A 15,768-nucleotide genomic window follows, 5' to 3' on the forward strand; every position below is an offset into this window, starting at 1 on the left:
ATACTAAAATTCAATCTTCTTTTCACGCCATCTATTAAATTGATAGTATCCTCTTTTTCCCTCTGGATGCTTCTCCACGTAATTCTCACTGTAAATCATAAAATATTGTATAAAATTCATCATATTCTATGACTGAGATTACATCTTAATCATAGCTAGAGACTCTCCAATAAAACACACTTTCTGATCTTCCTCTTATGGAATCATCAATTATCTCTTCCTAAATATTAATCGGAATGCAGGATCAACATTCTTTATGTTCCCTTTGTCATCACTTAGAAATTAGTCTTTGGGATTTTTATAACACCAATCCGGGTCGTACGGTAAAGATTTCAGTTTTTGTATGTCCTCCCGGCTGTATACCCAATCATTGTCTGCAATCCAAAAATAATCATCAGGATTCAGCTTGAGATATTCATAAATAAAATGAAGTATTAACTCTTGATTACCATAGATATCCTCAATGTGCCCGACCTGGCATAGTGATTCGTTAGGATCTAAACCTAAATCTTCGTGATAATAAAATTCAGTGCTTAGGCTACTAATGCTGTGAATATGGAAAATCAATGAGGATTCATTGTCCCCTGTAAATGACTTATGATTAATATTCAGCGTTGTATACAAAAATTCTCCTTCATTTGTATATGTTTTATTGTTATAGAAATAAAGAGCTGCGTCCGCATGAAAAGCTGCAACAATAGTATCAGCTAGAAGCTGCTCTGGAGAATATTTATCTTTCTTTGTTAAAATAACAGCTGAAGTCCCCATGTTTTACTTCAATACCCCCTTGAGTTCATCTAAAGAGTTCACAATAGTAACACCTTTAGATTTGATTAATTCCAATTTTATCAAATCATTCGGATGTGGATTAGTCAACGGCTTGTCAATATATAAAATAACTTTTTTCTGATCATAGTTAAAGAAATCTTGGTGTTTTACATTAACATATTTATCAAACTGTTCCACATCTGTGATGGCTTTCAATGATTTTTTAACTTCAATAATCTCATGTTTAGTTACTATGTCAAAATCTCCTGCAGGATTACCATCAGCTCTTTGAATTTTTTGGCTGAAGGCTGTAACTTCCTTACTTTCTCTTACAGCGTAAGCAGCTTTGGCTTCAGTTGCTTTTCCTGAGTCCTTACTGTTTAACAATTGATCAATGTCTCGATTAATATTTTTGGGATGCTGATCATCCCAATGCAGCACATTACCGACTGGATTGGTGTATGTCGTTTTGTTTCCTTCTTTAACTATACTACCGATGTTAGAAGCTTGCCCTGTGACCTCAGAACCCTTCTTTTGCCCATTCGCTTTCCTTGATTCAGCCGCTTCCAAATTCTTTTTAATCTTCGCAACAGCTGGATCAGAAGCAGGCAAACGAAACGGACCTTTGCGACCTGGCATACTTCCGCGAACCATCTGAAAAGCCATAAAGATCTGGCTGAACTTCAGAGAAGTCAGCATCATCTGAGCATACCTATCGGATACAGGCTCGCCTGTGAAAGGATGGATTCTATTTTCAAAAGCTTTAATCTGTAAAGCATTAAGATCTTCCCCCGGCTCTTCCGCATGACCTGCTTGCATCCGGTTGATATCCAAATGCCCCTGATCCTTCTGATATGCCTGCAGAGAGGCCTGATCGGGAACACCATTCTCGTTTACTGGCATCCACATCAGCCGACCATAGATATTGATTTGGGCCATCTGGTAGCCCTTATCACCCGAACCCGCATCACTCCCTGTGCTCTTCATCATTGCTGCCGCACCAACAGCACCAATAACACTACCCAGACTGCTCTTCTCCGCATCTGCATGCTCAAACCGTGTCGCAATATCCTTTAACTCTTTCGAAGTATACACCATGCTCTCCAGTGCTTTCTGTAGTACGGGACGTGACCGCGCAAAATCATCATAAAAACGCTCCTGCGTCACACCCATCCACATGGCTTGAAGGAACATAATCTGCCTGGAGAGATTATCTTGGATATGCTCCAATTGTTGCCTCGCCTGATCCACCTGACTTGATACGTGATGTAACTGCTCAGGTGTTACTTTGATTGTACTCATCCGTTTTCACCGCTCATTTAATATGGGATAAAACTATGTTAGCAGAAGTTTAATGGCAATTTCATCCGGCTAACCTCCTGATTTCAATTCATGAATCCACTCTCTCAATGTTGAGCTTCCATACTATGGTCCTACAGTTTAATGGGAACATCGTTTCCGTCCAGATTAATGCTAATGATCCCCGGCTTGTCTAGTCCCTTGCATGTTCGATTCGTCTTAGTTTCTCCGTATCTCGAGCTGGAGATAAACCGAAGAAGCGGGAATATTCGCGATTAAACTGCGAGGCACTCTGATAGCCAACCTGATATGCAGCACTGGCTACTGCATAACCCTCAAAAGCAATGAGGTTCCTAGCCTCCAAAAGCCTTAATTGCTTTTGAAATTGAATAGGACTTAATCCCGTTGCACTTTTAAACTGACGATGAAAGGTATTTACAGCCATACCCGATTTTGATGCTATCTCACCGATGTCTATGGGCCTCATAAAATTATCGCGAAACCATTTTACAATTTGAGAAATCTTGGCAAAGTTACTTTCCCTCATACCCAGTTGTTTCAGATACCATCCTTGCGGTCCCATCAGAACGCGATAAAGGATTTCACGTTCATAAGCCGGTGCAAGAGCGGGAATATCTCTGGTTGACTTAGTTAATCGCAATAAGCGTAGCCATGCCTCCATGAATTCAAGATCCATCTCACAAGCTGCGAACTGCGCAGAAGAAGTTGGGATTAGATTTTCAGGTAGATCTCTTAATAAGCGCTGGAGAACATTCTGATTTAACGCAAGACCAAGAGACATGTAAGGGCCGCCATTCCTATCTGGATGCACACTCGCCGTTGCAGGAACATGTACCGGCAAAACATAATATGAGGGGCCTCCCAGTGTAGTTCTGCGCTCCCCGATTGAAAGCATCTTTGTTCCTTGAACCGTAAAACCAATCATCGGCTCGTAGAGTGCTGCAAGCTGATGAGCAGGAATATCTCCCTTAATCATGCTCAGCCCTGGAACTTCGGTTTCAATCGGTCGAGTGCCTGCACATTTCATTAATTCGATAATTTCATCCATAATTTTTCTCATGCACCTATTTTATCAGATGAATGTGTATCCCTCAACACAGCTCTGAAATGAAGAAGCATTTTTAGGCTTTTCTGATGTTATAAAAGAACGATATTATCTGATCATTACAATTACACGTGGTGTTTTTAGGCAATTTAAAGGTGTGATTAGATCTATATTATTTACGCAGAGAATACTAAAATAAAGTCCAGATCGATCACAAGAAAGGGTGGATATTATGAAAATTGCAATCGTAACAGGTGGAAGTAATGGCATTGGAAAAGCAACGGCTCTGGAGCTAGGCAAGCGCGGAATTAGCGTGATTCTCACATACAATTCCTACAAGGACAGAGCAGAAGCGGTCGTTAAGGAAGTGGAAAAAAATAGAGGAGTTCGGGCTGTAGCACTGAAGTTAAATCTGACCCAGATATCAACATTCGAAGGTTTCGCCTTAGAGGTCAAGCAGTACCTCAACGATATCTGGGACAGAACGACTTTTGATTACTTAGTTAATAATGGCGGTATTGGCGGACCTATGATGTTCAATGAGATGAGCGAAGAATACTTCGACAACATTCTTGATACGAACTTTAAAGGACCCGTTTTTTTAACACAACACCTTGTGCGATTTATGGATGATCATGGAGCCATTGTTAATACTACGAGTTCATCCAAGAACCAATCATTTCCAGGATACTCTGCCTACGGCTCGTTAAAAGCAGCATTCTCCACATGGACTCGTTATATTGCCAAAGAACTTGCCCCACGTAAAATTCGGGTCAACGCCGTTTCTCCCGGTCCTACGCACAGCAATTTCGGTGATGGCGTATTCGATAAACATCCCGAATTCATCAAACCACTGGCTGAGCAATCTGTATTTGGCAGAATAGGCCAACCAGAAGATCTTGCGAAGGTCATTGTGAACATATTGTCCGATGATTTCAGCTGGGTCACGGCTCAAGACATCGAAGTATCTGGCGGACACTTGCTCTAAGCGTGTGAGAACGACATGGGGGGGGCGCCATCTTGAAGAAACGCCAGAGGCTAAACATTGACCCCAATCCAACTCTCACATATTTTTAAAAATCGAGAAAACAAAGATTACATTTCTAGCTGTATATAATACGAAAAACTGCCCACTGTAATTCTTGTTATACTCCCGTCATAGTAGACAGTAGAAATAACTCTACTATGATGGGAGTTTTGTATGCCAGAGGAAGCCAATGTCATATGAAATCAAGATTCATGTTGTACAGCGTTTTGATTAACGACAATAAACCACTCTTCTCATATATAATTGGCACACTAATGACTATTTTCCCTCTGAATATATAAATACATAATTCCCTTCATCCGACTTCTCTTCTGAGAAAACAAAACCTAACCGATCAAAGCTTCTGATATCCTTCACATCTGTGATCTTCCGCTCTGCCATATAACGTACCATCTCACCTCTGGCCATTTTGGCCCGTGTTGCCTTTTCAACAAGCTTCCCATCGACCATTTGTCCGAATACACATGTAATGAACCGGGTTTCCTCACTCAGAAACGGGAAAATATTTTTACTATACTCTTTGGAAGCCAGATTCAGAATACAGTTGCTTTCCGCTTGAAGCTGATCTGCCAACTTACTACCCCAGAATTGATAGAGTGATTTGAAACCTGGACCTTGCAGCTTGCCCTGCATCTCCAACCGATAAGGGGTCACCCCATCCAAAGGCCGTAACATGCCATAAAAACCGGATAATATGCGCAAATGCTCCTGAAGATACGCCAGTTCCTCATTTTGAAAAACACCTGGCGATATATACTGATACTGAATGCCTTCATAGGCATAAATGGCTGGCGTAAGATTTGCTTTTATATTCATACTCCGAATCCGCTCCACGTTCTGTTCGGCGATTGCATCGTTACACTTCCACATCGCTTTTAGTTCGTCATAGGATAACTTTTGAAGCAAACGGAGTAGCTGTTCTGACTCTTTTATAAACTGCGGCATCTGCGCAATAGCCATATGATCGGTATCGATCTTCATCTTTTTAGCTGGTGATATAATAATTCTCATCGTCCTGATCCATCCTTAATCTACCGTTGTTATTGTCGTTATTCATTGTAAAGGATTGATCAGGTGTATCCAATGTTAAACCCCTTCACTTGTCATGGTCCTTTGAAAAGACTCAAACACGAACAAACCAGCCCGCTAATGGACTGGCTTGTTCATTACATTTTGAAAATTCAAGTTCAAAATTTATTTGTACTTTAAATAAGAATTAAGGATTAGTTGCATCCATAGTATAACCTTTGAAACGTGTGAGTACCTGAATTTAATCAATTCGCATTCTTCTATCGACTATAGACCAACTGTGTTTTTATGCTGATTCCTCTTTCAAAAAAGAAATTTAGGTAGTTGTTAAATTAACAATTGAATTGTATCTTCCCTCCGTCATAAAGACGCCAGTAATTCGTTCATTAATAAACCTAATTACATCTAGTGAGTCATAATCTTCGTAACATGTATCTTCCTTATAAATAAGTTTAACATTAGCCAATCCACTCTGAATTAATAGTTTTCCTTTATCCATTTCTCCATTTTGTAAATAATAGCTTCCTAAATCAAGCCAATTCATTACAAGATAATCACATGTTTTAATTGATTGATCAACAAGAGTAACAAACATATTTTTGTTTGTAGATTCGTAATGCCATGCCATCAAATACAATATAATGGCTTTCGTTTGTGTATCACTGGAGTTTTTCTTTAATTGCATTAATTTTTCAAGTTGGAAATCATTCATTCCACCCATAAACCATTCACTGAAAAAACTTGAAAGTATTGTGAAATATGAAACATTATCATTGTACTCCATTGCCGAATCTAACAATGATATAGCTCTTTGATAATCTCCAAAAGGAGGTAATGTTTGCAATAAGACTACTCTTGCCCATGCATCTACGTCCTGAGGAAACTTATTTAAATAGTCAAGAATTAACTTCTCTGCTTCTTCCATGGACTCTTCAGTCGACTGATTCACTAACCCATTGACAATATTCTGAATGGACAAATCATTCATCAAAATCCTCATTTCTAATTAATTTGGTTACCAAGAATACGAGTAGTCTTGCCCATAAAGGCATCTACATTAATTATGGTGCCGTTCTTGTCAGCAAAAAACCTAATTGTTACATCGTGACCGTTGATTTTTGTAAACATCTGGTTCGAACCTATTTTAATTTTACTAGGATTAACTTGCCCTATCTTACTAGTTACACTGTTAAAAATAGACAATCTATCTTTCCCGAGTTTCATGATCCCTTTTTTAATGTGATCCTGAGAAAACACATGGGATTCATACCGTTTAAAGTAAACGGATTCTGACCCGTCGAGGTGATCACAGCTGTATAACCTGAACCTACTGATAAACCACTAGTAGAGTCCATATTTTCGCCCATGATGCTGCCATCTGGTCTATAAATAACGTAATCGTATGCACTACTTCTTGAGGTCGCCGCATTCGTACTTAACGATCTTGTCGCACTTCCGTTATTCGTGAACGTATAGGAATCTCCAGGGCTCATGGTCAAAGTTTCGTCTGCCATGGCCATAGCTTGAGGAGAGAAAGAGTTTTCCCCGTATGTATCATCAGTTACTGTCGGCGCATCTTCTACATCTTCAACGTCCTCGTCTACACCTTCCGGTTCTTCATGGACGTCTGGATCAATACCATCCAGATATTCGTCGTCTGTTAAAACTGATTCCTCCATAGTAACATCTTCATTCCCCGCGCTACTTTCAGTTGTTATTATGGTATCCGATTGATCCGAAAGCGCATAACCGCTGGTCGGATACATGGTTCCAATCAACAACAAAGCCATCAGAAAAACAATAAAACCTTTTCTTAAACTCATGGAATTTATATTCCTCCTTTATGTTTTTTCTCCATTCCCTTCCTAAACAGATGTGTAAATGGAGTCTAATAAATCATTATCATCATTTTCCTTATTTTAGGACATAGTTAATTAGTACCTACTTTAAGGGACTTTTTTCCTTTTCCCTTTCAGATAACAGTTAATATAACCTGTAATTATCTTGATTCGAAACAGAATAAAGATAGATGCAGTTCAAATGCTTTTTCAATTGAGTTAACCTTTCCTATTTTGATTAGGACTTAGAGTTATTATCTGAATAATAAAAAAGCCGCCAGTTGGCGACTTTTAAGTGAAATGAAATAGTTATCATTCTGGTACATGATCAGCGGACATCTAGCTACTTTACCTCTGCTTGTATGAATACATACGTGCTCTCGTCAGATCGTTCTTCCGAAAAGCCAAAATTTAACCGATCAAAGTTTCTTACGTCTTCCACATCTGTAATCTTATGCTCCGCCATATACCGTACCATCTCACCTCTGGCCATCTTGGCCCAGGTGGCCTTTTCAACCAGCTTCCCATCGACCATTTGTCCGAATACACATGTAATGAACCGGGTTTCCTCATTAAGAAACGGCAAAATATTTTTGCTATACTCTTTGGAAGCCAGATTCAGAATGCAGTTACTTTCCGCTTGAAGCTGATCTGCGAGTTTGCTTCCCCAAAATTGATAGAGCGATTTGAAACCTGGACCTTGCAGCTTGCCCTGCATCTCCAAGCGATAAGGGGTAACCCCATCCAAAGGCCGCAACATGCCATAAAAACCGGATAATATGCGTAAATGCTGCTGAAGATACGCCAGTTCCTCATTTTGAAAAACACCCGGAGCCATATACTGATACTGAATACCCTCATAGGCATAGATGGCTGGCGTAAGATTTGCCTTTATATTCATATTCCGAATCCGCTCCACGTTCTGTTCGGCGATTGCATCGTTACACTTCCACATTGTTTTGAGCTCGTCATAGGATAACTTTTGAAGCAGACTTAATAGCTGTTCTGATTCGTTTATAAATTGCGGCATCTGCGCGATAGCCATATGATCGGTATCGATCTTCATCTTTTTAGCTGGTGATATAATAATTCTCATCGTCCTGATCCATCCTTAATCTACCGTTGTTATTGTCGTTATCCATTGTACAGGATTGGCTAAGTGAATCCAATGTCAAGGCTAACTGATTCCACTCATAGTACCTTTGAAAACACTCAAAAAAGAACAAGTCAGCCCACGATTGGACCGGCTTGTTCATTAGCATTCAACACTTTAAATGTGAAAGCAAGGCATGCATTTCAAACCTCTAATTAGGGAGATACGCTTCCCGCCCCGCTGTTTTGCTCTGTTTTAGTACCCGGCAATTGAATCATTGGCGTGTTGGACCCACTTACATATGGAAGGGCTCCGTCCCATTTCTTGATGGTTTCATATTCAACGAGTTGACTCGATAAGGATTGTTGAAGCTCTTTATTGGCTTTTGCCTGGCCTTCTGCTTCAATTAATAGTTTATCTGCGTTACCTTGCGCTTCCACGCGCTTACGTTCTGCTTCTTTCTTGGCGATCTCCAGTTCAGTCGTTTTACGTTCCAGTTCTTGAGAAGCTTCGACACGCTTATCGATGGCTTCCTGAGTCTTGGCATCAGGTTGAGGAACACCTACAGTAACGTTGGATACAATAAAGCCTAACTCTTTAACGTCATCAGAAAAACGTTGCTGGACGTCCACTCCTGCGTCGGATGACTTTTCACCATACACATCAATGACTGTAAACTTGGAGATACCTTTACGAGCTGCGTCACGGAAACGTGTTTTGAGATATGTATCCTCAATTTCTTGAATACTAATTGGCCCAAATGTATTAAATATAGAAGATACTTTACTTGGTTCTACCTGGTAGTTGTAAGCAAAATCAATGGTGATGTTTTTCCCGTCAGAAGTTGCAATCTGAATGTCTCTGTACTCAACCGTTTGAATTCGGATCGGATATTTCGTTACTTTATCAAACGCTCCAACGAATTTCCAGCCTTGACTCAGTGTACTATCTTTTACCCCTCCATTGGGTGAATATACGACCCCAACATATCCGTTAGGAATTCGTGTGACAAAGAAGGTTACCAGCAGCACTCCCACAATAATAACAACCGCAACCGCAATAGCCCCTACTTTAAACGTCTTTGAATTTTCCATCACCATTCTCCTCATGTTTGAATTTATTGTATTTTTTCAACAATCTATTACCTATTTTATTGAATAGCGGGAACATTAATGACCATAGAATAAATGCTAGGATAAAGATTATAATGATTCCCCCAATAAATGGCATATTCGTCCTCCCCTCTATTTCGCAAAATGCTGTGACTTTTCTACACTTGTTTAAATATTACTTCTACCAAATCTATAACTAAAAACAAATTATATCCTCATTTATATATACTTTGTAAATTCATATTCGGTTTCAATAATAACCAGCCCTTGAAATACTATAAGGTGAAGTAGCGGAGAAAAGGGTGAGTAAGTATGACAGACGTTACTAGAAACTGAAGGAGCCATGCGGAAATACCCCCAGTTAGACCAATTCTAACTGGGGGTATTAGCATGACCCTCATTTCAAAATATCCTAGTTGCCGCAGCCCGCCAGAAAGCAGGTCGTTGTGTGAGGCAACATGACGGTGGAGGACTACCATAAGAGATTCGTTGGTAAACCGAGGTAGTTCATCGCGTAAACACAACTAGCAGTTTTCCAGCATCAACGTTGCTGAATCCAGAAGTGCTATCCCCGTTAGAACCGCCTGTTGTGCATCTCTCGTTCAGCACTCTCCTGTGTAAAGATGTCTTCCCTTGGTACCATTCGCTTCGGAAGTGTACGACCTGCGATAATCTCTTTCGTAGCCTGCATGAGCTGAGGACCAAGCAATGGGTTACACTCCACCACGGCGTTGATTTTCCCACTTGCCAGAATTTCAAGTGCTTTGCGAGAGCCGTCTACCGAGACAATAATGATGTCCTTTCCTGGTTTCAAACCAACCTCTTCTATCGCTTTTATGGCGCCAAAAGCCATTTCATCGTTATGGGCAAAAAGAACCTGCGGCCTTTCATCTTCTGGAACCTGAAGGAAACCTTTCATAACTTCCTTCCCTTTGCTCTCCGTAAAATCGGCAGGAGCACTTTGTGAGAAGATGATATCTGCTCTGGTGTCGAAAATGCTTCTAAATCCCTCGCCACGCTGGATGGAAGGCGTAGAACCACTCGTGCCTTGCAGTTCGGCAATTCGTATCGAACCCGGATGATTTCGCATCCGATCCTGAATGTACTTCCCCGCCTTCACACCTTCCTCATAAAAGTCCGATCCAATCGTTGTCACAAAAAGTGAAGTGTCCTTGACATCGACTGACCGGTCTACGATGATCACAGGTATGCCTGCATCCTTGGCCTCCTGAAGAATACCATCCCATCCCGATTCCACGACAGGTGCAATGGCAATGACATCCACCTTTTGCCTGATGAACGACCGAACAGCCTCGAACTGTTTCGTCTGAGACTGTTCCGCATTTTTGATAATAACTGAAATTCCTGATTCAGCAGCAGCATCCCGAATAGACGTGGAGTTCGCCAGACGCCATGCACTCTCTCTGCCCAGTTGGGAAAACCCCAAGATAACGGGTTTCGCAGAGGTATCCCTGGTTACCGACGATTCCATCCATTCATCAACGGACGGCAGAGATTCCATGTTGTTAGATGAGACAGGAAGAGGAGCAGAATCAGACTCATGCGTTGTGCAACCGACAAGCAACAGCAGGATGAACAAGCACAACCGGTTAACATGTCTCTTCACTAACGCATCCCCCTCCCCATGTTACTTCTACACCCAACGATGCAGATTATATCGTTATTCATAATTATTTTATGTTCATGTTCATATTCAGCTTCAACTTAATGCAGTGATTTCGAGGACACTCGCCGGCCGCTAAGAAGTCGTTGGAACAAAATAAAGACAAACAACATCAAGCCAATCACAATCTTGGTCCACCATGAGCTGAGTGTGCCTTCGAAGCTAATTATAGTTTGGATAGCCCCCTGGATCAATACGCCTATAAAGGTTCCGGCAACATAGCCGACACCACCTGTTAGCAATGTTCCTCCAATCACGACGGCCGCGATGGTATCGAGTTCGAGGCCCATGGCGTGCAATCCATAACCGGATAACATATAGAACGTAAAGACGACACCTGCGAGCGAGGAGCAAAAACCACTGAACGTGTACACCAGGATTTTGGTACGTGCTACCGGCAGTCCCATGAGCATGGCGGATTGCTCGCTTCCGCCAATGGCGTAAACGTTGCGCCCGAAACGGGTGTAGTGTGCAAGATAGATCGCGATCAGTACAATGAACAGAGCAATGATAACATTAATCGAAACGAAGCTGCCTCCTGGCAGCGGAATCTTCGCTTGTGCAACCTTCGTGTAAAATGTGTTTGTAATCGTAATGGTATCGATACTGATGACATAACATAGCCCCCGTGCCAAAAACATGCCTGCCAGCGTCACGATAAAGGGCTGGATTCTAAAATAATGGATAACAGCGCCCATGAATGTTCCAAACAATGCTCCCATGATTAGCACCATCGGTATGACGATTGCAGGCGACCAGCCTTGCTTTTCTACCAGGCTAGCGCTGATTATTGTCGTCAGAGCAATGACAGAACCAACCGACAGGTCAATTCCTCCCGATACAATAACGAAGGTCATCCCAATCGCCGTAATAATTAAGAAGGCGTTGTCAATGAAGAGATTAAGCAACACCTGCAAGGAAAAGAATCCGGTGTAACGAAAAGAGCCTATAGCAAACATAACGGCCAACAAACCGAATGTGACAAAGACCGGGAGATACTTTCGATTAAGAAACATGGCGGTTAACCCCCTGTTCAGCTGGAAATTTCCGCTTTTTCCAACGGATCATAATCGACTTGCGGAAGGAGTCAGATTGAATCAAACACACGGCCAAAACGACAAAGGCTTTGACAACCAGTGTAATTTCTGGCGGTACCCCGATCATATAAATCGTCGTTGTTAAGGTTTGGATAATAAGTGCTCCAACGACGGTACCCATCAAATAGAAACGGCCACCATTGAGAGAAGTTCCACCGATAACTACAGCAAGAATGGCATCAAGTTCATACCACAGACCTGCGTTATTTCCATCCGCACTGGATACATTCGAGCTGAGAATAAGTCCAGCAATGCCAGCACAGAGACCACAGAAGACATAAACCGTGAGAATAACCGTTTTTGAACGAATGCCTGCCAATTGGCTCGCGCTCGCGTTGCTTCCGACCGATTCGATAAACAGTCCCAGTGCCGTTTTTCTCGTCAACAGAGAGGCAACAAGCAGGACAGTCAATACGATGAAGATGGAAAAAGGCAATGCTGCAAGCGAACCGGCACCGATATAGGCGTAGTTCGCATTGGATACCGTAATAATCTGTCCGCTCGTAATCAATTGCGCAATCCCACGTCCGGCTACCATCAGAATCAGCGTCGCAATGATGGGCTGGATTCGGGCAACCGAAACAAGCGCGCCGTTCCATATGCCCAAGATCAGGGAGAGACCCATCGATAATCCGAGTGCACCCAACACAAGCCCGAGCGAACTCTGGTCAATTCCTCTGCTGATGCTCATACAAGCCACGGCACCGGAGATCGCTACAATCGAGCCCACGGACAAATCGATACCTCCGGTCGCAATGACCAGCGTCATGCCGATCGATACCAGAATTAAAGGCGCTCCGAAATTGAGAATATCAATCAAGCTGCCATACAGATTTCCTTCACGCATGACGAGAGAGAAGAAATCCGGAGAGTACAGCAAATTAAAGATTAAAAGTAAACCAAGCATACATAACGGCCAAAACAAATGATGTTTACGCATCTTGCCCGCCATCTCTTTAACCTCCTGCCATTGCTTTCATGATTTGCTGTTGATGGATCTGATCCCCGCTGAGTTCTTTCACTTTTTTGCGGTCCCGGAGTACGGCGATCCGGTTGCTGACCCGAATCACTTCTTCCAACTCGGATGAAATGAACAGCACAGCCGTGCCCTGCTTCGACAGAGACAGCACGAGCTTCTGTATTTCGGCCTTTGCACCAATATCAATTCCACGCGTAGGTTCATCGAGAATCAACAGATCCGGGTTCATCAGCAGCCACCGGGCAAGTAATACCTTTTGCTGATTGCCGCCGCTCAGATTTTTAATTAAATGCTCCGGGTTATTAGGATGGATATTTAACAGGTTGATGTACTTTTCGGCAATCTCATCCTGCTTCTTGCGTGAAATCGGTTTGGACCAGCCTCGTGTCGCCTGTAAAGCCAGAATAATGTTCTCTCTGATGGTCAAATCATCGATGATGCCTTCGGTTTTACGGTTCTCGGAGCAAAAAGCAATATTCTGATCAATTGCATGACGCGGCGACTTGACTGTACTTCCTGTATCCGCAACGATTAGCTTCCCTTCGTCCGAACGATCCGCTCCAAAGAGAAGACGAGCGATCTCGGTGCGACCAGATCCCAATAGTCCAGCCAAGCCGACGACCTCTCCCTTGCGAATGTCCAGATCGAACGGCTCAATGGCTCCTTTGCGTCCAAGTGCTTTAGCGGTAATTAACAGTTCTCCCGACTCCGCCTGGGCAGCTTCCGCTTCCTTCGGAAGCTCCTCAAGCATCTCAAGCTCCTTGCCGATCATCTTGAGCACCAGCTCCATACGTGGAAGTTCTGCGGCTATGTACTCTCCTTCCAACTCACCATTACGGAGCACCGTTAGACGATCCGACATTTCGTATACCTGATCAAGAAAATGAGTAACAAAAAGAATGGCGAGACCTTCACTCTTCAATTTGTGCATAATTCGAAACAGCTGCTGAACCTCGTTTTTGTCGAGACTAGACGTTGGTTCATCCAAAATGAGTACTTTCGCTGAGATACTAAGTGTTCTTGCAATCGCGATTAGTTGCTGTATCGCGACCGAATACGTCTGTAGAGGAACCTTAACGTCGATGGCAAGATTTAATCTTTCTCGCAGAAGGCTCTCCGCATCTTTGTTCATTTGCTTCCAATTGATTTTGCCAAATTTCATCGGCTCCCGTCCGATGAAAATGTTCTCAGCCACCGTTAAGTTAGGGCAAAGGTTAACCTCTTGATACACGGTGCTGATACCGGCCTTCTGTGCTTCCAGCGGACCGGAAATCGAAAGAACACGGTTATCCATGGTCACCGTTCCTTCGTCAATCGAATAAACGCCCGTCAGGACTTTAATCAGTGTTGACTTTCCCGCTCCGTTCTCTCCCATCAAGGCATGAATCTCTCCCGGAAACAAGCGGAAACTAACGTTGGATAGCGCTTTAACCCCGGGAAATTGTTTGGTGATCTCCGTCATTTGCAAAATGGGTGCTTGCTCGGCCATATGACCCTCTCCTTTGTTATAGAAAAAAGTCATTTAGCGACAGTCAGGTCGAAAAATGACTTTTCGGTGTTATACAGATCTGCTTTTAATATTCGCGTGTCGGTAGTGCTTCTTTGGCTTGCTCCGATGTAAAGGTCGTTTCGTCGGTTACGATCCGAGGTTCGATATCTTTTCCGTCCACTACGGATTGAACCGCTTCCATTAATTGAGGTCCTAACAACGGATTACATTCGACAATAAAGTTGATTTTGCCATCAGCGGCAGCTTGCATACCATCCTTCACGGCATCAACAGAGATAATGGTGATATCTACGCCTGGTTTCAGTCCTGCCGCTTCAATCGCCTGAATTGCACCAAGCGCCATATCGTCATTATGTGCATAGAGAACATCTATTTCTTTATGTGCTTTGAGAAAAGCCTGCATGACTTCTTTACCTTTAGCGCGGGTAAAGTCGCCAGATTGCGAAGCAATCACTTTAAGCTTTGCATTAGAACCGATCAATTCCATAAAACCCTCTTGACGATCGTTAGCTGGTGCAGAGCCAGTCGTGCCTTGCAATTCAACGATATTGACTTCCTCTTGCGTATCCTTGTATTTGTCATTAAGCCATTGACCTGCTTTGCGTCCTTCTTCTACGAAGTCGGAGCCAATAAATGTCTTGTAAAGGGTTTTATCCTGGGAATCCACAGCACGGTCCGTCAAAATCACGGGAATGCCAGCATCCTTCGCTTCCTTCAATACGGTATCCCAACCGGATTCCACCACTGGAGAAAATGCGATAACAGTCACCTTCTGCTGAATGAAGGAGCGCAATGCTTTAATTTGGTTCTCCTGTTTCTGCTGCGCATCCGAGAATTTCAAATCATAGCCTGCTTCTTTGGCTGAATCCTGAATCGACTTGGTATTCGCTGAACGCCAGCCACTCTCTGCTCCAACCTGGGAAAAACCGAGCGTGATCGTTTTTGCACTGGCAGGTGCACTGCCATTTCCACTCGTTGAAGTTGCTTCATTGGAGCTTGCCCCTCCATTGGTGCTGTTACATGCCGTGCTGACAAGCATCACCATAGCCAGTATTATGGCAAGTCCCCACTTTTTTTTGATTTGCATGTTGTGATCCTCCCTTTTTATTGTCACCTTGTGGTGTGATCACAGTATAGACCGCTCCCATCCTGCTCTAATATGGAATCTCATTTGTTTTTTATGTAATCATTTAGCAATTTTTAAAAAGGCGTTTTAAAAAGTGTGTTTTCTTTGTTTAATTGTGT

At 42.7% G+C, this 15,768-nt stretch carries 14 protein-coding genes; 1 reads left to right on the forward strand and 13 read right to left on the reverse strand.

The window, feature by feature from the left end; all coding sequences use genetic code 11:
• Window positions 1-282: 282 nt before the first annotated feature.
• The 3 genes from MKY42_RS22055 to MKY42_RS22065 form a co-directional block, all read right to left on the reverse strand.
• The gene (locus MKY42_RS22055; RefSeq protein WP_109998584.1) at window positions 283-768 is read right to left on the reverse strand and encodes a hypothetical protein; all 486 of its coding nucleotides are present in this window, start codon (window positions 766-768) and stop codon (window positions 283-285) included.
• 3 nt (window positions 769-771) lie between these two features.
• Window positions 772-2,070, reverse strand: coding sequence for a WXG100 family type VII secretion target (locus MKY42_RS22060; protein WP_339844676.1), 1,299 nt, complete (start codon window positions 2,068-2,070; stop codon window positions 772-774).
• Between the two features lie 190 nt (window positions 2,071-2,260).
• Window positions 2,261-3,148: an AraC family transcriptional regulator gene (locus MKY42_RS22065; RefSeq protein ID WP_339844679.1), complete on the reverse strand. Its 888-nt coding sequence runs from the start codon at window positions 3,146-3,148 to the stop codon at window positions 2,261-2,263.
• 217 nt (window positions 3,149-3,365) lie between these two features.
• Here MKY42_RS22065 and MKY42_RS22070 point away from each other — a divergent pair, with 217 nt between their 5' ends.
• Entirely contained in the window at window positions 3,366-4,121 is a 756-nt protein-coding gene (locus tag MKY42_RS22070) for an SDR family oxidoreductase (protein ID WP_339844681.1), read from the forward strand.
• A gap of 318 nt (window positions 4,122-4,439) precedes the next feature.
• Here MKY42_RS22070 and yaaA (MKY42_RS22075) read toward each other — a convergent pair whose 3' ends face one another.
• From yaaA (MKY42_RS22075) to MKY42_RS22120, 10 genes are all read right to left on the reverse strand, one after another.
• Window positions 4,440-5,192 carry a peroxide stress protein YaaA gene (gene yaaA, locus MKY42_RS22075; protein ID WP_339844683.1) on the reverse strand — a complete coding sequence of 251 codons (753 nt, stop codon included), beginning with the start codon at window positions 5,190-5,192 and terminating at the stop codon, window positions 4,440-4,442.
• A 334-nt stretch (window positions 5,193-5,526) separates the two neighbouring features.
• The gene (locus tag MKY42_RS22080; RefSeq protein ID WP_339844685.1) at window positions 5,527-6,198 is read right to left on the reverse strand and encodes a hypothetical protein; all 672 of its coding nucleotides are present in this window, start codon (window positions 6,196-6,198) and stop codon (window positions 5,527-5,529) included.
• A 232-nt stretch (window positions 6,199-6,430) separates the two neighbouring features.
• Entirely contained in the window at window positions 6,431-7,033 is a 603-nt protein-coding gene (locus tag MKY42_RS22085) for a hypothetical protein (protein ID WP_339844687.1), read from the reverse strand.
• 358 nt (window positions 7,034-7,391) lie between these two features.
• Complete coding sequence (yaaA, locus tag MKY42_RS22090; RefSeq protein ID WP_339844690.1) at window positions 7,392-8,144, reverse strand: peroxide stress protein YaaA; 753 nt, start codon at window positions 8,142-8,144, stop codon at window positions 7,392-7,394.
• 212 nt (window positions 8,145-8,356) lie between these two features.
• Complete coding sequence (locus MKY42_RS22095) at window positions 8,357-9,235, reverse strand: SPFH domain-containing protein (protein ID WP_339844693.1); 879 nt, start codon at window positions 9,233-9,235, stop codon at window positions 8,357-8,359.
• A 592-nt stretch (window positions 9,236-9,827) separates the two neighbouring features.
• Window positions 9,828-10,880: an ABC transporter substrate-binding protein gene (locus tag MKY42_RS22100; protein ID WP_339844695.1), complete on the reverse strand. Its 1,053-nt coding sequence runs from the start codon at window positions 10,878-10,880 to the stop codon at window positions 9,828-9,830.
• A 98-nt stretch (window positions 10,881-10,978) separates the two neighbouring features.
• The gene (gene yjfF / locus MKY42_RS22105; protein WP_339844697.1) at window positions 10,979-11,953 is read right to left on the reverse strand and encodes a galactofuranose ABC transporter, permease protein YjfF; all 975 of its coding nucleotides are present in this window, start codon (window positions 11,951-11,953) and stop codon (window positions 10,979-10,981) included.
• Window positions 11,943-12,986 carry an ABC transporter permease gene (locus tag MKY42_RS22110; RefSeq protein ID WP_339844700.1) on the reverse strand — a complete coding sequence of 348 codons (1,044 nt, stop codon included), beginning with the start codon at window positions 12,984-12,986 and terminating at the stop codon, window positions 11,943-11,945. Before MKY42_RS22110 ends, yjfF begins: the two co-directional genes overlap by 11 nt.
• A 4-nt stretch (window positions 12,987-12,990) precedes the next feature.
• On the reverse strand, window positions 12,991-14,502 hold the full coding sequence (locus tag MKY42_RS22115; RefSeq protein WP_339844702.1) for a sugar ABC transporter ATP-binding protein: 1,512 nt from the start codon (window positions 14,500-14,502) through the stop codon (window positions 12,991-12,993).
• A gap of 85 nt (window positions 14,503-14,587) precedes the next feature.
• On the reverse strand, window positions 14,588-15,610 hold the full coding sequence (locus MKY42_RS22120; protein ID WP_339844705.1) for an ABC transporter substrate-binding protein: 1,023 nt from the start codon (window positions 15,608-15,610) through the stop codon (window positions 14,588-14,590).
• Window positions 15,611-15,768 lie beyond the last annotated feature (158 nt).

Origin of the sequence: Paenibacillus sp. FSL W7-1088 (genome assembly GCF_037969855.1) — a bacterium.
GTDB lineage: Bacteria > Bacillota > Bacilli > Paenibacillales > Paenibacillaceae > Paenibacillus.